Consider the following 20,567-nt stretch of genomic DNA (forward strand, 5'->3'; position numbering starts at 1 on the left):
TCTGGCATGGTGATTTTCGGCGTGACCGGCGATTTGGCACGCAAGAAGCTCCTGCCGGCCATTTATGATTTGGCCAACCGTGGTCTGTTGCCGGCCGGCTTCACCCTCGTGGGCTATGGCCGTCGCGGCTGGGACAAACAAGCTTTCTGCGACTACGTCCGCGAGGCAGCCGAGGCGGGCGCCCGCACGACCTTCAACGAACGTGTCTGGGAGCACCTTGCCAAGGGCATCGAGTTTATTCAAGGCAACTTTGACGACGCCGGCTTCGATAAACTGTCAGCACGCCTTTCCGAGCTCAACACCTCTCGTGGTACCGGTGGTAACTGGGCGTATTATCTTTCCGTTCCGCCGGAATTCTTCTCCGATATCTGCCACCAACTGGAGCGAGTCGGCATGTCAAACAACACGGAGAGTTCCTGGCGCCGTGTCATCATTGAGAAACCGTTTGGCCACGATCAGGCTTCTGCCCGCGAGCTCAACGAGATTGTCAACGCCGTCTTCCCGGAGTCTTCGGTCTTCCGTATCGATCACTACCTGGGCAAGGAAACAGTGCAGAACATCATGGCGCTGCGCTTTGCCAACCAGATCTTCGAGCCGATGTGGAACGCACACTACATTGACCACGTTCAGATCACGATGGCTGAAGACATCGGCTTGGGAGGGCGCGCCGGCTACTACGACGGTATTGGTGCCGCTCGCGACGTTATCCAGAACCACCTTCTGCAGCTGCTCGCCCTCGTCGCCATGGAGGAGCCGTCCTCCTTTGCCCCGGCAGCCCTTCAGGCAGAAAAGATCAAGGTTCTAGAGGCCACACAGGCGGTGCACCCGCTCAACAAAACGACGGCACGCGGCCAGTACGCGGCCGGTTGGCAGGGCTCGGAGTACGTTAAGGGACTGCGTGAGGAAGAGGGCTTTGATCCTGAGTCCACAACGGAGACCTATGCTGCCTGCACCCTCAAGGTGAATTCCCGCCGGTGGGCGGGCGTTCCCTTCTATCTGCGCACCGGCAAGCGTTTGGGGCGCCGCGTGACAGAAATCGCCCTCGTGTTCAAGACCGCCCCACACCAGCCCTTTGACCAGGGGCAGGCTGAGGCTTTGGATCAGAACGCCGTGGTCATCCGCGTCCAGCCGGATGAAGGCGTGACCATGCGCTTTGGTTCCAAGGTGCCTGGTTCCACCATGGAGGTGCGCGACGTCAACATGGACTTCGCCTACGCCTCCGCGTTTACTGAGGAGTCTCCCGAGGCCTATGAGCGCCTCATCCTCGATGCCTTGCTGGATGAATCCTCCCTCTTCCCCACTAACCGCGAGGTTGAACTGTCCTGGTCCATCCTGGATCCCATCATCGAGTACTGGGCAGGAATTGGACAGCCCGAGCAGTACCGCGCTGGCACGTGGGGTCCCGAGTCCGCTGATAGAATGCTGCGCCGTCAGGGTCACTCCTGGCGCCGTCCGTAGGCCCACAGGAGGAACACCACATGATTATCCCCTTGCCCGAAACGACGACGCGCAAGATTTCCCAGAAGCTCGTGGAGATGCAGGAGCACTACACTCTGACCACGGGCCGTGTCCTTACCCTCATTGTCATGACGCAGGAGGGCGACGACCTGGACAACCTCTTGGTTTCCGTTCGCGATGCGTCTCATGAGCACCCATCCCGTGTGATCGTTATTGCCCGCGGTAATCCTGTGGACAAGACTCGCCTTGACGCTGAGCTACGCGTGGGTGGTGAAGCCGGCGCTTCAGAAATCGTGGTCATGCACCTGCATGGAGCATTGGCGGACCAAGCAGAGGCAGTCGTGACTCCCCTGCTGCTTCCTGATACCCCCATTGTGGCGTGGTGGCCCACGGCTTGCCCGCAATCCCCGGCATCGGTCCCCATTGGTGCGCTCGCTCAGCGTCGTATTACCAATGTGGCGCATGGCGATGGCGTCGATCAGTACGATCTTCACCTGCTGTCCTCGGGATACAAGCCGGGTGATTCCGACATGTCGTGGGGCGCCATCACGTTGTGGCGCGGCATTGTTGCGTCTGCGCTGGACCGTCACCCACATGAGCCTGTGCACTCTGTGGAGATTTCGGGTGCTCACAACCACGCCGCCGTGGATTTTGCCGCTGGCTGGCTTCTCGACGCCCTCTCCGTCCCCGTCCATCGCACAGTTGCGGAGTGCGATGAGAACACCTTCCCAATTACCTCCCTCATCTTCCGCCGCCCCACTACAGATGTCGCTATCACCGTAGTGGATTCGGAAACCGTCAAGGTCAGCGTCCCGGGATCACCCGAGTCGCTCGTGAGCCTGGATATTCGCTCGGAGGCCGAAGTCTTGTCTGAAGAACTGCGTCATCTCGACGCGGACAGGACATACGCCCGTACTCTCCGCGCATTGGCTAACGTGGACTACAGTGAGAAACACTAAGTCCCAGCACCTCTACACTTCTCTATAAAGGATCTTCCTGCACCATGGTTACTCTTCACCGCGTGAGCGATGTAGATGAGCTCATATCCTCCGCCGCACTCGCTTTCATCGATACGATTGCGGCCATCCAGACTCCGGGCGGCGGCCTGCACAAGGACGGCGTCGCCCGAGTAGTGCTTACCGGTGGAGGTGCGGGAATTGGGCTTCTGCGTGAGCTTGCGCGATTGGATCATGCTGCACAGAAGCAGGGCCCTGACTTCCCAGCGTTGACGGTGGATTGGACTCGCGTGCACGTGTTCTTCGGTGATGAGCGCAACGTACCCGTCAGTGATCCGGACTCCAACGAGGGGCAGGCCCGCGAGGCCCTGCTCGGTCCGGTCGGAGTCCCGGAACACAATATCCACGGCTATGACCTTGGCGCCATTTCCATGGAGCACGCAGCTCAAGCCTATGAGGGAGAAATTCGTGAGTTCGCCCCAGAAGGCTTTGACCTTCACCTTTTGGGGATGGGCGGCGAAGGCCATATCAACTCCATCTTCCCGCACGCTGAGGCCGTCTACGAGGACACTGACTTTGCCTTTGCGGTGCATGACTCCCCTAAACCCCCGTCGGAGCGTGTCACGCTCACCTACCCTGCCATCAACCGCTCCCAGCGCGTCTGGTTCCTGGTAGCCGGAGAAGAAAAGGCCGAGGCCGCTGCCCATCTTGTTGCCGGCGCCGCTGCTGAGGACTGGCCAGCGGCCGGTGCCCACGGCGTTGAGGAAACCGTTCTCTTCCTCGCCGACGACGCAGCTGAGAAACTCTAGCCCTCAGGGGCACTGGCAGTCTCTCACGGAGACTGCCAGAAATCAAAGAAACGCCGCGACCTCCCTTCGACTAAGAAAGGGGCCGCGGCGTTCTTCTCTATCCCCGTAGCAGGTGTGCGGGAACCGTGCGTTTAGCTGTAAGCCTGCAGCAGGTTCAGCGCAACGATGCAGGCCAGCCAAATGATGACCATGACCACGGTGTAGCGGTCCAGGTTCTTCTCCACCACAGTGGAACCAGACAGGTTCGACTGCACACCGCCACCGAAGAGGCTGGACAGGCCGCCGCCCTTACCCTTGTGCAGCAGCACGAAGATGGACATGAGGATTGCGGCAATCACCAGGATGATTTCCAGTGCCAAGATCATGAAAAAGTTCCTTGTTTACACGGTTGTGACGTTTGTACAGGTTGCGCGGTATTCGGCGGCGCACTCGGGTGTGCCGAGGCGTCCAACCGGCGCAAGACATTCTTCGATGCTACACCATAAAGCGGGCCAGAAACCATTCCGACCCGCTTAGGGAGACTAAGCCACCAGTGCCTATGCCCTAGCGCTTAGGCCTCAGACGCAGCGTTGGCTGCCAGCTTCGCAAAATCCTCACCCTTCAGCGAGGCGCCGCCAACGAGACCGCCGTCTACGTCCGGCTTGCCCACGATCTCAGCTACGGAGTCAACCTTGACGGAACCGCCGTAGAGAATGCGAATGCCCTCTGCAACCTCGTCGCCGCCGAGCTCGCGCACGAGACCGCGAATAGCAGCGCAGACTTCCTGCGCGTCGTCGGCGGAGGCGACCTTACCGGTGCCGATCGCCCAGACCGGCTCATACGCGATGACGGTCTTGGCAAGGTCGTCAGCAGACAGGCCCTGCAGCGAGTTGCGTGTCTGGGTCACCACGTAATCAACGTGGGTGCCCTTCTCCCGAACGTCGAGTGGTTCACCGACGCAGACGATCGGACTAATTCCGTTAGCCAGCGCCGCAGCAGCCTTCTCTGCTACGAGCTTATCGGTCTCGCCGTGGTATTCGCGGCGCTCCGAGTGACCGACGACGGCCCACGAGCAGCCCAAAGCGGAGAGCATCTTGCCGGACACCTCGCCGGTGTAGGCGCCAGATTCGTGCTTGGAGATGTCCTGCGAGCCATAGGTGAACTTGAGATTGTCGCCGTCGACAAGCGTCTGCACGGTGCGGATATCCGTGAACGGGACCATGAAGGCCACGTCGACCTTCTCGTAGTAGTCCTGAGGCAGTGCGAAGGCGAACTTTTGAAGGGAGCCGATAGCTTCCTTGTGATCGAGGTTCATCTTCCAGTTACCAGCAATAAGCGGGGTACGTGCCATGATGTGCCTTTCTACAGGGGAACGTGTTGAGTGGTGATTAGGATTCGAGGACTTCGACGCCCGGCAGTTCCTTGCCCTCCAGGAACTCGAGGGAAGCGCCGCCACCGGTGGAGATGTGGGAGAATCCGTTCTCGTCCAAGCCGAGCAGGCGGACAGATGCAGCGGAATCGCCGCCGCCGACGACGGTGAAGGAACCGTTGTTGGCGGTGGCATCGATGATGGACTGTGCAACACCAGCGGTGCCCTTGGAGAAGGCTTCCATTTCAAAGACGCCCATCGGTCCGTTCCAAAATACAGTCTTGGAGGTGGCGATGACCTCGTCGAATTTCTTGACAGACTCGGGGCCGATGTCGAGGGACATCCAGCCCTCCGGGATGCCGTCAAGAGCAACGACCTTGTTCTCGGCGTCTGCGTTGAACTCGGTGGCGGCAATAAGGTCGACCGGCAGGACGATCTTGTCGCCGAAGCGCTCGAGGAGGTCCTTGCAGTTGTCGATCTGGTCTTCCTGCAGCAGGGAGTTCTGAACGTTGTAGCCCTGTGCTGCCAGCAGGGTGTAGCACATGCCGCCGCCGATGATGACCTTGTCGGCCTTGTCAGCCAGTGCTTCGATAACGCCGAGCTTGTCGGAGACCTTTGCGCCACCCAGGACCACGACATACGGGTGCTCCGGGTCCTTGGCTACGGACGCCAGGGTCTCCACTTCCTTCTGAACCAGCTTGCCGGCGTAGGCGGGAAGGCGCTTGGCGACGTCGTACACGGACGCCTGTGCGCGGTGGACAACACCGAAACCGTCGGACACAAAAGCGCCATTGTCGGCTGCTAGTGCGGCGAGCTCATCGGCGAAGGCGCCGCGCTCTGCCTCATCCTTGGAGGTCTCACGCGGGTCGAAGCGTACGTTCTCCACGAGGAGGACATCGCCCTCATTAAGGCCGTTGGCTCGCTCGTGAGCGTCCTCACCACTGACGTCACCCGCAAGTGCAACGTACTGGTCGAGAGCCTCAGAAAGGGCTTCAGCGACTGGTGCTAGGGAGTACTTCTCGTTCACCTCTCCCTTCGGGCGGCCAAGGTGGGCAGACAGAATGACCTTGGCACCGCCCTCGATAAGAGCCTTGATGGTGGGCAGGGATGCGGTAATTCGCCCGGAGTCGGTGATGTTGCCCTCGTCATCCAGAGGGACATTGAAGTCAGAGCGGACGAGGACGTGGCGGCCCTCGACGCCTTCTGCGAGCAGGTCATCCAAAGTCTTGAAAGCCATGGTGATTCTCCTTATGGAAAGTGATTGACTAACTAAAATCGTACGTATTTTTATGCGCTTAGGCGGGCTAATAGACGACAACCGGCCCAGCGCACGCCACGGAGGTTGAGGGCGTGGCGCATGGGCCGGTGTATCACAAGGTGCTTAAGGCTTTAGAGCTTGGAAGCAACCAGGGCGGTGGTGCGAACGAGCTGGTTGGTGTAGCCCCACTCGTTGTCGTACCAACCAAGAACCTTAACGAAGTTGCCGTTAGAGACCTTGGTCATGCCAGCATCGAAGATGCAGCCGTGCGGGTCGGTGATGATGTCGGTGGAGACGATCGGATCCTCGGTGTAGCCCAGGGTCTCGCCGAACTCGCCGGTGGATGCTTCCTTGATGGCTGCGTTGATTTCTTCAACGGTGACGTCGCGGGAAGCCTGGAAGGTCAGGTCGGTAGCGGAACCGGTGATGGTCGGAACGCGCATTGCGTAGCCATCCAGCTTGCCTTCGAGCTCTGGGAGAACCAGGGAAACTGCCTTAGCAGCACCGGTGGAGGTCGGAACCATGTTGACGGCAGCGGCGCGGGCACGACGCAGGTCGCGGTGCGGAGCGTCCTGGATGCGCTGATCACCAGTGTAAGCGTGGATGGTGGTCATGAGGCCCTTCTCGATACCGAACTTCTCGTGGAGGACCTTTGCCATCGGCGCCAGGCAGTTGGTGGTGCAGGATGCGGCGGAGATGACGTTGTGGTTCTCAGCGTCATACTCGTCGGAATTCACGCCGTAGACGAAGGTGGCGTCAACGTTCTTACCCGGAGCGGAGATGATGACCTTCTTGGCGCCGGCCTCGATGTGAGCCTTGGCTGCCTCGCCGTCGGTGAAGAAGCCGGTGGACTCGATAACGATATCTACGTTGTGCTCGCCCCAGTTCAGGTTCTTCGGGTCACGCTCGGCAGAAACAGCGATGCGGTGGCCGTCGACGGTGATGGACTCCTCGTCATGCTCGATCTCGCCGTTGAAGCGGCCGAGAACGGAATCGTACTTGAGCAGGTTGGCGAGGGTGGCGTTGTCGGTCAGGTCGTTGACGGCGACAACCTCAAGGTCATTGTTGCCCTGTGCTACTGCACGGAAGAAGTTGCGGCCGATGCGGCCAAAGCCGTTGATGCCTACGCGAATGGTCACTGTGATGTCTCCTCAAATAATCGAGTGAAGTTCTTCGTGGGGACTGCCGATAGGCGGCCACGCTCTCGTGACGTCGTCGTCGGTTTTCCCAACACGGTCGATAGTACCCACGGTTGTGGGCTCTCGCACTGCTTAGTCAGGGGCACCACACTCGTGACCGCGGCACAGTAAAAACCGGAGTACAGTTGTTTGGCGCCTTTGTTTAGTTCGAGGAAAACCACACCGCAACACCTGCACCTATGCCCGTTCATGTGGGAATGTGTGGAATAGTTTTGACACCGCGTGGGATATATCACCCAAGCGGAAACGAGCGAAGCCACCCAGACAAAAATTCAGGGTGGCTACGTGGGGCGCCCCAGAACGAATGCCCGAACGGGCGTTACGTTAGCGCGAGCCGCTTAATCGTCGTCGAAAAGATCCTCAGTCACGGACTGGGTCGTATCCGGAACGCCCAACTCCTTGGCTCGCTTATCTGCCATAGAGAGCAAACGGCGAATCCGGCCAGCGACAGCATCTTTAGTCATAGGTGGGTCCGCTAGGCGGCCCAGCTCCTCCAATGAAGCTTCACGGTGCTGCACACGCAAACGGCCGGCATCAGCCAAATGCTCTGGTACATCGTCGCCCAAAATGACCATCGCGCGTTCCACGCGAGCAGCCGCAGTTACCGCAGCGCGTGCGGAACGACGCAAGTTGGCATCATCAAAATTATCTAGGCGGCGAGAGGTATCCTGCGCCTCGCGCTGGATACGCTTCTTTTCCCACGTAAGACGGGTTTCTTGGGCACCCATGCGAGTCAGCAGGGCGCCGATTGCATCGCCATCACGAATCACCACGCGATCCGCACCGCGGGTTTCCTTGGTCTTTGCCGGTACTCCAAGACGGCGGGCACAGCCCACAAGGGCTAGGGCTGCTTCCTGGCACGGACAGGTCACCTCGAGAGCTGATGAACGGCCCGGTTCAGTGAGCGTTCCCTGCGCCAAGAAAGCGCCGCGCCACGCGGCTTCGTTATCCGCAATTGAGCCAGATATGACCTGGGGTGGAAGGCCCACTACTGGGTGCCCCGACCTCGTGATCAAGCCAAGGCGGCGGGTGAGCTCCTTGGCTCCCGTGGCAATACGCACCTGGATACGGTTCTTCTTCGACGACGATGCTGGGCCAGCCAAGTGCGTTGTGGCAGTGATCGAATAAAGCTCATCCAACGCAGTGACCAGACGGTCAGCCACCTTTTTTGATTCCAGCTCGACGTCATAGGTGACGCGTTCACCAGTGGCCTGTAGCTCGCCGGCAAACCTGAGAATGGCGGCAACTTCTGCCGCGCGGGCAGACTGCCGCGGTACGGATACCGCCGTAAGTTCCTCCTTGACCTGATCGGTCAATGACGCAGACACCTCGTGTCTCCCCTTTCGACTGTTGATGCCGCCACGCGGCTATGAGTGTCCCATAGTTTAACGTGCGCGCCGAGTAGGCGTGCATGCCCGGGCTAGAACCCGCTTTTCACGCTGCACATCAGCGTCTTTTACTCGGCATCGCAGATATGCTCGGCATAGAGCTCGTTGAAAACAGCCGCAAGCTTTTCTGGGCAATGCTTGTTGAAAACCTGCCCGTCTTCGTCCACCTGACGCACATCCCGGAAGACTGCCGTCGCTCCGAGAACACTTGCCGCACGCTGAACAAAGACGCGCTCTGACTCATTTGGCAAACTTTCCTCGTCTACGATGACGCGGTCTACCCGGAGATTCGGGGCATGTTGTGCCAGCACGTGAAGATGCCGCTCTGCGGAGAAGCCCTGGGTCTCTCCTGGCTCCGAAGATAGGTTCAGCACGATTACTCGCAGCGCATCGGAAGAGGTGATGGCTTCAACGATATCTGGAACCAAAACGTGGGGCAGGACCGAGCTGAACCACGAACCAGGGCCCAGGGTGATCATGTCGGCGTCGTGAAGCGCCTGTAGCGTTTCTGGGTTGGCCTTAGGCCGCTCTGGGATAATACGCACGCGACGCACCTGCCCCACTGTCGAGGCAACGGCAACCTGGCCACGGACTGAGCGCATGATTCGGGGGTCGTCATCAAGCCCGGCAACATCAGCCTCGATGTCGAGCGGCAAGTTCACTGACGGCAGCACGCGGCCGGCGGAATCAGTAAGCTTCGCGATGGCATCGAGAGCGTCCTGGAAGTCACCCAAAACATCACTGAGGCCCGCGATGAGCAGATTGCCCACGGCATGTCCTGCCATAGCGCCATTGCCGCGAAAGCGGTGCTGCAAGGTCTTGGCCCATAGCTGGCCGTGCTCAGAATCACTTGACAGAGCAGCCAAGGCCATGCGGAGATCCCCTGGCGGGATGATTTCCAGCTCACGGCGCAAGCGGCCGGAGGAGCCGCCGTCATCAGCCACGGTCACGATAGCTGAAATTGCCTCCGCGCCCGTTCGGCGCGCCGCCAACAGGGTTTGATAAAGACCATGGCCGCCGCCCAGGCTAGCCATGTGAGATGGGGGTGTGGTCACGTACGTACCGGCTTTCAATTGTTAACTATGAGAGAGATCTGAATTTAATCCCGAGCGATGTCGCGGTGCAACGTGTTAACGTCGACATCCCCGCGCTCGCTTAAACGACGAGCAATTTCTTCAGTGACAGCGACGGAGCGATGGTGGCCGCCAGTGCAGCCGATGCCCACGGTGATGAAATTCTTGCCTTCGTGGCGGTAGCCCTTAAGCATCGAATCGAACATCTCAATGAAGTTTTCGATGAAGGGCTCTGCGGCTTCTTGTGACAGGACATAATCCGCCACTGGTTCATCCGTGCCACGGTAGCCGCGCAGCTCCGGAACCCAATAAGGGTTGGGCAGGAAACGCACGTCAACAACAACGTCAGCATCGCGCGGAGAACCGTGCTTGAAGCCGAAGGACTCCAACGTCACGTGCTGTCTCTCGTGGCCCATCTCGCCAAAGGAGGCCTCTATCGCGCGGCGCAAGTCATGAATAGACAGGTTCGTTGTATCGATAATAATGTCGGCGCGATCCCTGACTTCCTGGACGGCGACACGTTCACGCTGGATTCCAGCCTTAAGAGTCTCCCCCTCCTGAAGCGGGTGGGTTCGGCGCACCGAATCGAAACGGCGAATGAGAACATCATCGCGGGCATCGAGGAAGAGCAGCGTCGGCTTCATGTCTAGCTCGGCAAGCTCATCGAGGGTCTCTGGGAGAGAACCTGGGAACATGCGCGAACGAACATCCGTCACCGCGGCGATCTTGGTGACCGGAGAATCCGGACGGGCGCAGAGTTTGAGCAGGTCAACAATGGCCTTCGGGGGAATGTTGTGAGCCACGTAGTAGCCCTTATCCTCCAGCACCTTGGCGGCCGAAGTCAGGCCTCCGCCAGACATGCCGGTGACCAAAATGGGCGGGGAATCAAACAACGTCATGGCCTCTATTCTTACCACCTACACTGAAAGTTCGGTGAGAAAACGACAACGATCCCGTGACGGGGTGAAACTTCATTCCGACATGCGGCGCAGCCCCATCTGTGCAGTCCCGCAATCTTAGGTTTGTTGCAAATTGTCAAAGACCGTCTGCGCCAGCTTCGGACCAAAGCCCTTGACCTCAGCAATGTCCTCCACACTGGCCTCCTTGAGTTTTTTGACGGAGCCAAAGTGTTTCACCAAATCGGTGCGGCGTTGCGGACCAAGTCCAGGTACGGCATCTAGCACAGACGTCCGCATGCGCTTAGAGCGCTGCTGGCGGTGATACGTAATGGCCACGCGGTGTGCCTCATCACGCAGGTGCTGAAGAAGAAACAACGCTTGGGAGTTACGCGGAAGAATAACGGGTTCATCGTCGCCGGGTACCCAAATTTCTTCAAGGCGCTTGGCAAGGCCTATGAGGGTGACGTCAACAATGCCGAGCTCATCAAAGACCTCTTGGGCCGCAGCCACCTGAGGTGCCCCGCCGTCGACGATAAATAGTTGCGGAGGATAAGAGCTGCGCTTCGTAGTGCTGGCCGCTTCCTCCCGCACGAGCTCCTCCGCGAAGGTGGTGTTTTCCAGTTCTTCATCGGGCACGGCGCGTTTGTCGTCGTGGTGATGCTTGAACCGGCGCCGCGTGACCTCCGCGATGGAGGCCACGTCATTGGAGTGGCCGTCCCCGGCAGCCTCCTTGATTCGGTAGCGCCGGTAGTCCGACTTGCGTGGCAAGCCGTCTTCAAAGACAACGAGGGAAGCCACCACATCGGTGCCTTGGATGTGCGAAATATCCGTACATTCGATGCGCAGTGGTGCCGAATCCATGCCCAGGGCTTCCTGCAGCTCCTGCAAAGCAGCCGAGCGCGCCGTCAGATCCCCCACGCGCTTGAGTTTGTGCTGACGCAACTGCTCTTTCGCATTGCGCTCCACAGTCTCCATGAGCGCGCGTTTATCGCCGCGTTGCGGCACGCGCAGGTCTACCTGTGCGCCGCGAAGCTCCTCCAGAACTATCTTGACTTGATCGGCTTCCTCGGGTGGCATTTGGACCAGAATTTCGCGCGGGATGGCATTGCCTCGATGAATGTCGGTGTGAGACTCCTGGTCCACTCCCCTGCGCTCTAGTTTGGCGTCTTCGGCGGCTTCTTGGCGCTGCCTCTCGACGGCGTCAGAATAGAACTGCATGAGGAAGTTCTGGATCAACGCCGGCAGGCCCGGATCCGGTTCGCCTTCCTGCCGTGGTTCTGCCGTGGCCTGGTCACCGGAGCGCTCCACCACCCAGCCGCGCTGGCCGCGGATGCGGCCGGACCGGACATGGAAGATCTGAACTGCGGCTTCCAACTCATCGGAGCTGAAAGCGATGAGGTCAGCGTCAGTTCCATCAGAGAGCACCACTGCCTGCTGCTCCATGAGCTTGTCAATGGCCCCCAAGTCATCGCGCAAGCGAGCCGCGAGCTCGAATTCGAGGTTCTCGGAAGCCTCTTCCATTTCCTTGGTGAGACGCTTGCGCACTGGCGCGGTGTTGCCGTTCATAAAGCTGATGAGCTGATTGACCGTCTCACGGTGTTCCTCGGGGCTTACGCGCCCGATACACGGCGCGTCACATTTTCCGATGTAGCCCAACAGGCAAGGCCTGCCCAAGCGCTCATGGCGGTTGTACACGCCCTTCGCGCACGTTCGCATGGGAAACACCCGAGTCAGTAAGTCGAGGGACTCTCGCACGGCCCAGGCATGCGAGTAAGGCCCAAAATAACGCACTCCTTTGCGCCGCGGGCCACGATAGAAGAAAGCGCGTGGAATGGTCTCCCCAACGGACACCGCGAGCATGGGGTAGGTCTTGTCGTCGCGGTACATGACGTTGAAGCGCGGATCGAAGCGCTTAATCCACGTGTACTCCAACTGCAGCGCTTCGACCTCGCTGGCTACTACGGTCCACTCCACCGAGGCTGCCGTGAGCACCATTTGTCGGGTGCGGGGATGCAGCTGCGTGATGTCTTGGAAATAGTTAGACAGGCGTGCGCGCAGGTTCTTTGCCTTGCCCACATAGACAACGCGGCGATTCTCGTCCCTGAACTTGTAAACGCCCGGATCAGTGGGGATGCTCCCCGGCGCCGGGCGATAGGTGGTGGGATCAGCCACTAGTCGTCCTGCGGCATGTAGCGGGCTTCAAGGTCACGGAAGGAACGCACCTTGGGGATGACGTCCTCCTTGTCCCCGGACTGCAGCGCCCACACGGGGACATATTCAAAATCTGGCAGCTCGATGCGCGCCATGCGGGAACCTTCTGGGAAGGACAATCCGTAGATGACCTGCCACGGGTAGAAGCGGGTGCCGACGATGTTGCGGACCTCAACGCCATCGGAGTTGGCACGCAAGCGCGGGCGGGTCAGCGCAATCCAGGACAGGATCGAAATCACCACGCCCACGCCGGGGAACGCGAACTTATCGATGGTGGTGACCGTAGCACCGGTGAACGACAGACCGACGGTGAAGCCCATGAAGAGGTGGGCAGCCATGACGAGGATGATCCAGATGATGGCGACCTTGCGCAGGAACGGCGAGCGGGCCTCATATTCCCACGGCTTGGTGGACGTCATGGCGAAGGGATCGGCACTGGTGTACGCCATCACTTGCTCGTCGCTGATCCCTGGGCGAACAGCACTCGCCTGCTGTTCCTTGTCCGAGGGAACCTGTGAGTCCGTCATCGAGACCTCCATCTCCTCCATACTCCCCACCACACGGTGTGGACCGCGTCGCGTGGGCTGTGTGCAACCTACTGCGCGTTCGACCTGTTCAGTGTACGCAACGTGTGCACTGTTTCTAAAGCTGCGTGCATAGATTCCGCGCCCTTGTCTTCAGCGGAGTTCTCAAAGCCAGCGCGATCCACGGCTTGGTCATACTCGTTCACGGTGAGCACGCCATTTCCTACTGGTGTTGACTCGTCCAACGCGATGCGCGTCAAACCTTGCGTTACCGAGTCACACACATAATCAAAGTGCGGGGTTCCACCACGAACAACACAGCCTAAGGCGACAACGGCGTCGTGCGTCCGTGCGGCGGCCTGCACCACGACGGGAAGCTCTAGTGCGCCGACTACGCGCACGGCGGTGACCTCCGCACCGGCCTCCTCAGCAGTCTCTATGGCACGACGATGCAATTGATCACAGATTTCTTCGTTCCACGTGGCCGTCACCACAGCCACGCGCAGTCCCTCTCCAGAGACGTTCTTGGGTGTCGGCAGGCCTTCTTTGCTCATTGTGTGCTCCTTTGTGACGTGTTAAGAGTGCTTCTTATCCCACTCTGCCACCTGGGGCAGATCATGGCCCATGCGGTCGCGCTTGGTGCGGAGGTAAGCAATGTTCTCCACCGTGGCTGGGGTTGCCAGTGCTGTACGCGCGGAGGCATCAATGCCAAAGCCCTGCAGGCCTTCGCCCTTGTGAGGGTTGTTGGTAAGCAAGTTGACGGACTTAACCCCGATGTCACGCAGAATCTGGCCGGCGACGGAATACTCACGGGCATCCTCCGGCAGGCCCTGCTCCACATTTGCGTCAACGGTATCCATGCCGCCATCCTGCAGGCTGTAGGCCTTGAGCTTGTTCACCAGACCAATGCCACGGCCTTCCTGACCCCGCAGGTAGATAACGATTCCGCGCCCAGCTTCCTGCACTGCGCGGAGAGATTCCTGAAGCTGCGGACCACAGTCACAGCGCTGGGAGCCGAAGACATCTCCGGTAAGACACTCGGAATGAACACGCACGGGTACGTCCTTAGCACCGGCGTAATCATCAACCTCACCGACGACGAGGGCAATGTGCTCGCGCTTGTCGACGCCACTCTGGTAACCCAGCGCCTTGAACTCACCATCCTCAGTGGGCAGGCGGGTCTCTACCTGGCGAGTCACTTGCTGCTCATTGTGGCGGCGCCACTCAATGAGCTGCTCGATGGAGATCATCGTCAGACCGTGCTTATCCGCAAAACGGCGCAGCTCCGGGGAACGAGCCATATCGGTCGGATCCTCTTCAGAGACGATCTCACACAGCACTCCTGCCGGGCGTAGGCCCGCCAGACGAGCAAGGTCGATAGCGGCCTCGGTGTGGCCGTCACGCTCAAGTACGCCGTGGGGGCGAGCAGCGAGGGGAACGACGTGACCGGGGCGAGTGAAGTCAGTAGGTGCTGACGACGGATCCGCCAACGCGCGGATGGTGTCACAGCGCGAGGTGGCAGAAATTCCGGTGGAGCCGTTAGCCAAATCCACCGTCACGGTGTAGGCCGTGTGGCGAACATCCTGGTTGACGGCCATCATAGGTGGAAGGTTAAGGCGCTCACAATCATCGGGCAACAGCGGTGCACAAATGTAGCCGGAGCTGTAGCGCACCATAAAGGCAACGAGCTCAGGCGTGGCCAATTCTGCGGCGAAGATGAGGTCACCCTCGTTTTCGCGGTCCTCGTTGTCCACGACGACAACCGCTTTGCCAGCCGCAACATCGGCGATGGCTCGGTCGACGCTATCGAAAGTGAAGGTGGAATCTGCGGCGCTCATAGGAAATAACTCTATCCCTCCGCCGCGTACGCGGTGACGTTAGGGTGAACCATCTTCTCCACATACTTTGCTACAACGTCTACCTCGAGGTTTACCCGTGCACCAGGCTCCAAGGAACCGAAGATGGTATCGCGCAAAGTAGTCGGAATCAGAGAGACCTCAAAGAAATCCTCCCCCACGGCAGAAACCGTCAATGAGGTGCCCTGCACCGCAATGGTTCCCTTCTCCACCACATAGTGCGCTAGTTCCTGAGGCAGGCTAAAGCGCAGCACGTCCCAGTTGTCAGAAGGCGTGCGCGACAGTAGCTCTCCGGTGCCATCCACATGTCCTTGGACGATGTGCCCACCGAGCCGTGTCGTCGGAAGCACTGCGCGCTCTAGGTTCACTGCAGAACCTACTTCCAGCCCACCAAGCGAACTGCGGTTGAGGGATTCCTGCATAACGTCAGCGATAAAGGTGCCTTCGCCCAGCTCGGCCACGGTCAGGCACACACCGTTAACAGCGATGGAGTCACCAAGCGCAGCATTCCCGAGAACGGTGGTCGCCGCTATACCAAGCCGCACGGCATCGCCCTGCTTCTCCACGCTATCGACACGACCAATCTCTTCAACAAGTCCCGTAAACACTGTGTCATTGTCCTTTCTTCCGGTATTCAACAAGCAGATCATCGCCCAGTTCCATCACGGCCGTACGCTGCCAGCGCGGTGCTGTGGCCAGCGTCGATGCCGCCGCACGGGCGAGAACCCCGGTGCCCTCACCGAGAATGACGTTGCCGAGGTAGGCCTGCACGGCATCCACGCAGCCCATTTCCAGCATGCTGATGGCAAGGCCTGCCCCGCCTTCGACAAGGACGTCGCGCGCACCACTCGAATAGAGCTCCGCCAGTGCCTCCTCGGGGGTGGCGTACTGCTCGAAGCCTAGGCTTCCAAGGTTGTCCGCGCCGTGCTGAAGCACGTCCCTCGAGCCCACTACTACACGCCGTGGCTGCGTTTCACGCAGCGAGCCGTCTGGAAAGCGAGCGGTGAGCGAGGGGTTATCCGCTAGTGCGGTGCCAGTGCCTATGAGAATGGCATCGCGCCGGGCGCGATCCTCGTGAACATACTCGCGAGCCCGCTCGCCTGTGATCCACTGGCTCGTGCCATCGACGGCGGCTGTGAAACCATCGAGGCTCTGGGCGAACTTCAGGGTCACGTGAGGACGTCCCAGGGATGCGGCAGTCAGCCAGGGGATGAGCACATCCTGTGGCCCAGAAGGAGCATCAAGTTGTCTGACGGTGACTCCCGACCGCGCGAGAGTGGTTGCTCCTCCCCCTGCTTGAGGGGTTGGGTCTGAGTGGAGGTAGTAGACGGCACTAACGGAGGCGGCGACAAGCGCCTGTGCACAGGGCCCCGTACGACCAGTGTGGTTGCAGGGCTCCAGGGTCACCACCGCGGTGCCACCCCGGGCTTTGTCCCCCGCGTCTGCCAAAGCCATGATCTCCGCATGCGGCCCACCCGGTGGCTGAGTGTGGCCCACGCCTACGACCTGACCGGCCGCATCGAGGATGACCGCACCGACGGGCGGGTTGGGGCTCGTCGTACCACGCGCCTGTGCGCCGGCCTCCATGGCGAGGCGCAGCGCATGCTGGATTACTGGTGAGAGCATTCCTGATACGATCACAGCGTTGCTAGACGGCGTAGCTCGTCAACGGCAGCGGCCTTATCGTCCTGCTTATAAATGGCCGAACCTGCCACAAATGCATCGCAGCCGGCTTCGGCGGATTCCCGAATGGTCTCGGCAGATATGCCGCCATCGATTTCGATGAGCACATCCAAGCCACGCTCATCGATTGTTTGGCGCAGCGTCCGGACCTTGTCCAGTTGCTCTGGCATAAAGCTTTGGCCACCAAATCCAGGTTCAACGGACATGACAAGAACCTCATCAAAGTGCTCAAGCGTGTCCAACCACGGCTCGATCGGGGTGCCCGGCTTTATGGAGAAACCCGCGCGCACGCCCATGTTTCGAATCCTGTGGGCCAAAGCCACGGCAGCGTCCTTGTCCGCTACGGCTTCGACGTGGAAGATGATGCAATCAGCACCCGCCTTGGCGTATGTTTCTACCCATTTCTCGGGTTCTTCAATCATGAGATGCACGTCGAGAGTCTGGGGGGTGATGCCGTCTACGGTGGCGGTAATGTCCGGGCCGAACGACAGATTGGGAACGAAGTGACCATCCATGATGTCAACGTGGATCCAGTCCGCGTTGGCTACTGCACGGACTTCATCACCGAGCTGAGTGAAGTCAGCGGCCAAAATGGACGGAGCAATGATGGGACCAGACTTTTCTGCAGACATGTCACACAGCCTAGTCCCTTCACTCCTCCTAGTCCGCTACTCGGCGAAGGACAGCGAAAAACATTGCATCCGTGCCATGACGGTGCGGCCACAGCTGGGCAGACAGCTCGGAGCCAATATTGCCCATCTTCGGCAGCATGTCGCGGGCGTCGAGTTCCTCAATGTGGATCTCCGCCTCGCCACCGTGCTCAGCGAGTGCGGCATCGACAATCTCGCGGGTTTCGCGCAGGTCTGGCGAACACGTGGAATACACCACCACGCCGCCAGGGCGCACAAGTTTCAGAGCGGACTCAAGCAGCTCTGTCTGCAGGCGGGTGAGTTCAGCAATGTCGGACTCAGACTTGCGCCACCGTGCCTCGGGACGTCGGCGCAAGGCTCCGAGCCCGGAACAGGGGGCGTCGACAAGAATGCGGTCATACCCCGCTTCCAGTCCGGGAGTGCGCCCGTCGGCGGTGTGCACACGAACAGGCAAATCACCCACCGTCTTCTCCACGAGTTTCGCACGATGCGGTGAAACCTCCACGGCGTCAACGGTGGCGCTCTCGATACGGGCAATGGCGCCCATGAGCGCCGCCTTCCCACCGGGGCCCGCGCACAAGTCGAGCCAGCGGCCAGTGTCCTCGCCACTGAGCGGAGCTTCAGTTACCGCACGGGCAATGAGCTGTGATCCTTCATCTTGGACCGCAGCCATGCCCTGGCGTACCGGCTCCAGCGCACCCGGATCGCCCTGCTCAAGGTAGACCGCATAGGGCGAATACCGGCCTTCTTCGCAGCCGGTCATGAGCGCCAGCTCTTCCGCGGTGATCTCACCCGGGCGCGCGACGAGGTGAACGATGGGACGCTGCGAGTCCGCTTCCAGCGCCTGTTCAAGTTCGTCCGAATTCCCGAGCGCGCGTGCAAAGGATCGCGCAATCCACTCCGGATGTGCGTGGCGGAAAGCCGCCGCTGGAAGCTCACCCACTGGGGTGAGCTTATCGAACCACTCCTGCGCTGGGGTACGCGTGATGGTGCGCATGATGCCGTTAGCAAACCCCTTAGCCTTCTCCTGCCCCGCTGCCTCGACGAGGCGCACAGTGGTATCGACGGCAGCGTGCGCCTCCACGCGGGTATACAACACCTGGTAGGTTCCCAAGCGCAGTGCGGTCAACACCTCCGGGGCCATGGCCTCAAGGCCGCGGGACGCGCACTCAGAAATGACCGCATCGAGTACCCCTTCGGTACGCAGGGTGCCGTAGGTCAGCTCAGTGGCGAACGCAGCGTCCCGCCCACTGATCTTGTTAGCGCTCAAGGCCCTCGGCAGCGTGAGGTTGGCAAAGGCATCATCAGCATCGACGCGACGGAGCACGTCAAAGGCCACCGCGCGTGGCACATCCACTCCGCATCGGCGAGCCGACTGAATCAGTGAATCCGCCTGGGAATGGCGCGTGTCACGGCCTTCACCGCGTGGCCTACTTCCAGCATGTGCGCGCTGGCTGCGCCCACCTTTCGGCCGGCCACCGGACTTGCCGGAGCGCTGTCCACGCGAGTGCTGGGCACCGCGCTGGCCTGTGTTTCCTCGCTCTTTCCTGCCGCGGTCAGCGGGATCCCCGGACTTGCTTCGGGATCTGAATCCTCCGCTCATGAAAAGATCACCTCATCCTTGCCATCCTGAGTCATCTTGCTGCTGAGGCCCCTGCCCCAGTCGGCGGCGTTCATCATCTTCTTACCGGGCGGTTGAATCTGGCCCAAACGAACCGGACTGCTGCCGGTCCCCACGAGGACATCCTTCTTGGCCACGCGAACTTCACCAGGGCGAAGAGCGTTACTGGCGGAATCATTCTCTTCCGAGAACTGAGGTGCCGCCGTCACCGGACCAACCTTGAGACGGGATTCGCCCAGTAGCGTCCATGCGCCAGGGCCTGGGGTATGCGCACGGATGTGGCGATCAATGACGTCGGCAGGCGCCGCCCAGTCGATGCGGGCGTCCTCCGTAGCAATTTTGTGCGCGTAGGTGGCCTCCCCCTGCTGCGGCTTCGGGGTGATGCTGCCGTCCTCGAGACCATCCATCGTGCGCACGAGCAAGTCCGCGCCGGAATAAGCTAAGCGCGTAAGGAGATCATCAGCAGTATCGGTAGGCTGGATGGATTCTTCCACAGTGGCAAGAATGTCACCAGTGTCGAGGCCCTTGTCAATGCGGAACGTCGTGGCTCCTGTTTCCTCATCACCCGCAGCGATGGATGCCTGGACTGGGGCTGCACCTCGCCACGCCGGAAGCAGAGAAAAGTGCAGGTTCACCCAGCCGTGCGTGGGCACGTCGAGGAGATCCTCAGTAATGAGGTTGCCATAGGCCACCACTGGAATGGCTTCTGGCGAAAGCTCCGCCAAGCGTGCACGCAGCGCATCGCCGTCCTCAGTGCCGGCCTTGAGAGTGGTCGGGGTAAGCACCTCTATGCCGTGCTCTTCGGCCAAGGCCTTAACTGGACTGGGATGCAGACTGCGGCCACGTCCACGGCGGGCATCCGGACGGGTAATAACGGCAGCCACCTCGTGGCGCGAGGCAATGAGCTTCTCCAGCGCCACCACGGCAGGTTCAGGGGTTCCGGCGAAAACGATACGCACAGTAGGTCGTGTCTCTTTCTTGGTTAGGTATGGATCTAAGCGTTAAACCAATCCGCTTCGCGGATGGTCTTCATGGATTCTTTACGCAGGTCATCACTCAGGCGCTGCAGAAAGAGTACGCCGTCGAGGTGATCGGTTTCGTGCTGGATACAGCGAGCCATCAACCCAGACGCCACCATGGCGATCGGGCGGCCTGCTGTATCGACGCCGCGTACCCGCACGGTGTTGAAGCGCTCGGTCGGCTGCGAGATACCTGGGATGGACAGGCAGCCTTCGGTGCCCAACTGCGTCTCCTCCCCAATGGCCTCCCACTCCGGGTTCACTATGGCGCCGCGCAGACCATCCTGGTAGTGGGTGCAATCGAAGACGAAGATACGCTTGGTCAAGCCAATCTGGTTGGCCGCCAGCCCGACTCCACCGGCATCCTCCATGGTCTCAAGCATGTCCTGAGCTAGGCGCTCCAAGGACGGGCCGAAGTCGGTGATCTCATCGGCACGGGTGTTGAGGACGGGATCGCCATACAGGCGAACCTTGCGCACGGTCATGGTGAGTACTCCTCTTCGTTGGGGCGTTACAGACCGACAATAGTTCACGAGGCACCGCGCTTGGCGACGAGGCCCCCTCACCCCGTCTGCATCCTGCCCTATTCACCCCGCCAGCCCGTACCTCTCCGAC

The 20,567-nt window shown here is 60.2% G+C and carries 20 protein-coding genes; 3 read left to right on the forward strand and 17 right to left on the reverse strand.

The genetic code is table 11. The features are described from left to right. The first annotated feature begins 6 nt into the window (after window positions 1–6). The 3 genes from zwf to pgl are packed head-to-tail and all read left to right on the forward strand — an operon-like array spanning window position 7 to window position 3,223. Complete coding sequence (zwf, locus tag M5J09_RS08235; RefSeq protein ID WP_374982116.1) at window positions 7–1,458, forward strand: glucose-6-phosphate dehydrogenase; 1,452 nt, start codon at window positions 7–9, stop codon at window positions 1,456–1,458. Between the two features lie 20 nt (window positions 1,459–1,478). Then, a complete protein-coding gene (locus M5J09_RS08240) occupies window positions 1,479–2,417 on the forward strand; it encodes a glucose-6-phosphate dehydrogenase assembly protein OpcA (protein ID WP_144792829.1) in 939 nt (312 codons plus the stop codon). A 44-nt stretch (window positions 2,418–2,461) separates the two neighbouring features. Then, window positions 2,462–3,223 carry a 6-phosphogluconolactonase gene (pgl, locus tag M5J09_RS08245; RefSeq protein ID WP_042530748.1) on the forward strand — a complete coding sequence of 254 codons (762 nt, stop codon included), beginning with the start codon at window positions 2,462–2,464 and terminating at the stop codon, window positions 3,221–3,223. Between the two features lie 131 nt (window positions 3,224–3,354). Here pgl and secG read toward each other — a convergent pair whose 3' ends face one another. From secG to def, 17 genes are all read right to left on the reverse strand, one after another. Continuing rightward, complete coding sequence (secG, locus tag M5J09_RS08250; protein ID WP_039675251.1) at window positions 3,355–3,588, reverse strand: preprotein translocase subunit SecG; 234 nt, start codon at window positions 3,586–3,588, stop codon at window positions 3,355–3,357. 185 nt (window positions 3,589–3,773) lie between these two features. After that, window positions 3,774–4,553, reverse strand: a complete 780-nt coding sequence (gene tpiA, locus M5J09_RS08255; protein WP_257157545.1) for a triose-phosphate isomerase — start codon at window positions 4,551–4,553, stop codon at window positions 3,774–3,776. Between the two features lie 37 nt (window positions 4,554–4,590). Further along, the gene (locus M5J09_RS08260) at window positions 4,591–5,808 is read right to left on the reverse strand and encodes a phosphoglycerate kinase (RefSeq protein WP_042530744.1); all 1,218 of its coding nucleotides are present in this window, start codon (window positions 5,806–5,808) and stop codon (window positions 4,591–4,593) included. A gap of 152 nt (window positions 5,809–5,960) precedes the next feature. Further along, window positions 5,961–6,968: a type I glyceraldehyde-3-phosphate dehydrogenase gene (gene gap, locus M5J09_RS08265; protein ID WP_042530742.1), complete on the reverse strand. Its 1,008-nt coding sequence runs from the start codon at window positions 6,966–6,968 to the stop codon at window positions 5,961–5,963. A gap of 398 nt (window positions 6,969–7,366) precedes the next feature. Further along, window positions 7,367–8,356 (reverse strand): DNA-binding protein WhiA, encoded by a 990-nt coding sequence (gene whiA / locus M5J09_RS08270; RefSeq protein WP_042530740.1) that lies wholly within the window; start codon window positions 8,354–8,356, stop codon window positions 7,367–7,369. Window positions 8,357–8,484: 128 nt separating this feature from the next. After that, window positions 8,485–9,450 carry a uridine diphosphate-N-acetylglucosamine-binding protein YvcK gene (gene yvcK / locus M5J09_RS08275; RefSeq protein WP_042530738.1) on the reverse strand — a complete coding sequence of 322 codons (966 nt, stop codon included), beginning with the start codon at window positions 9,448–9,450 and terminating at the stop codon, window positions 8,485–8,487. A 65-nt stretch (window positions 9,451–9,515) separates the two neighbouring features. Beyond that, window positions 9,516–10,397: an RNase adapter RapZ gene (gene rapZ / locus M5J09_RS08280; protein ID WP_239179229.1), complete on the reverse strand. Its 882-nt coding sequence runs from the start codon at window positions 10,395–10,397 to the stop codon at window positions 9,516–9,518. 108 nt (window positions 10,398–10,505) lie between these two features. After that, a complete protein-coding gene (gene uvrC / locus M5J09_RS08285) occupies window positions 10,506–12,560 on the reverse strand; it encodes an excinuclease ABC subunit UvrC (protein ID WP_070536511.1) in 2,055 nt (684 codons plus the stop codon). Beyond that, complete coding sequence (locus M5J09_RS08290) at window positions 12,560–13,126, reverse strand: PH domain-containing protein (RefSeq protein WP_042533231.1); 567 nt, start codon at window positions 13,124–13,126, stop codon at window positions 12,560–12,562. Before M5J09_RS08290 ends, uvrC begins: the two co-directional genes overlap by 1 nt. A 68-nt stretch (window positions 13,127–13,194) precedes the next feature. Continuing rightward, window positions 13,195–13,677, reverse strand: coding sequence for a 6,7-dimethyl-8-ribityllumazine synthase (gene ribH, locus M5J09_RS08295; RefSeq protein ID WP_257157546.1), 483 nt, complete (start codon window positions 13,675–13,677; stop codon window positions 13,195–13,197). Between the two features lie 21 nt (window positions 13,678–13,698). Beyond that, window positions 13,699–14,961: a bifunctional 3,4-dihydroxy-2-butanone-4-phosphate synthase/GTP cyclohydrolase II gene (locus M5J09_RS08300; protein WP_257157547.1), complete on the reverse strand. Its 1,263-nt coding sequence runs from the start codon at window positions 14,959–14,961 to the stop codon at window positions 13,699–13,701. Window positions 14,962–14,972: 11 nt separating this feature from the next. Beyond that, window positions 14,973–15,587, reverse strand: a complete 615-nt coding sequence (locus M5J09_RS08305; RefSeq protein WP_257157548.1) for a riboflavin synthase — start codon at window positions 15,585–15,587, stop codon at window positions 14,973–14,975. A gap of 4 nt (window positions 15,588–15,591) precedes the next feature. Next, window positions 15,592–16,605 (reverse strand): bifunctional diaminohydroxyphosphoribosylaminopyrimidine deaminase/5-amino-6-(5-phosphoribosylamino)uracil reductase RibD, encoded by a 1,014-nt coding sequence (ribD, locus tag M5J09_RS08310; protein ID WP_239179030.1) that lies wholly within the window; start codon window positions 16,603–16,605, stop codon window positions 15,592–15,594. Window positions 16,606–16,616: 11 nt separating this feature from the next. Next, window positions 16,617–17,294 (reverse strand): ribulose-phosphate 3-epimerase, encoded by a 678-nt coding sequence (gene rpe / locus M5J09_RS08315; protein ID WP_070536519.1) that lies wholly within the window; start codon window positions 17,292–17,294, stop codon window positions 16,617–16,619. A gap of 28 nt (window positions 17,295–17,322) precedes the next feature. Further along, on the reverse strand, window positions 17,323–18,915 hold the full coding sequence (locus M5J09_RS08320; RefSeq protein WP_239179028.1) for an RsmB/NOP family class I SAM-dependent RNA methyltransferase: 1,593 nt from the start codon (window positions 18,913–18,915) through the stop codon (window positions 17,323–17,325). After that, window positions 18,912–19,892, reverse strand: a complete 981-nt coding sequence (gene fmt, locus M5J09_RS08325) for a methionyl-tRNA formyltransferase (protein ID WP_042530722.1) — start codon at window positions 19,890–19,892, stop codon at window positions 18,912–18,914. Before fmt ends, M5J09_RS08320 begins: the two co-directional genes overlap by 4 nt. 35 nt (window positions 19,893–19,927) lie before the next feature. Further along, window positions 19,928–20,437: a peptide deformylase gene (gene def / locus M5J09_RS08330; RefSeq protein ID WP_042530720.1), complete on the reverse strand. Its 510-nt coding sequence runs from the start codon at window positions 20,435–20,437 to the stop codon at window positions 19,928–19,930. Window positions 20,438–20,567 lie beyond the last annotated feature (130 nt).

This window comes from Corynebacterium sp. BF-R-2 (assembly GCF_024586525.1).
GTDB lineage: Bacteria > Actinomycetota > Actinomycetes > Mycobacteriales > Mycobacteriaceae > Corynebacterium > Corynebacterium singulare.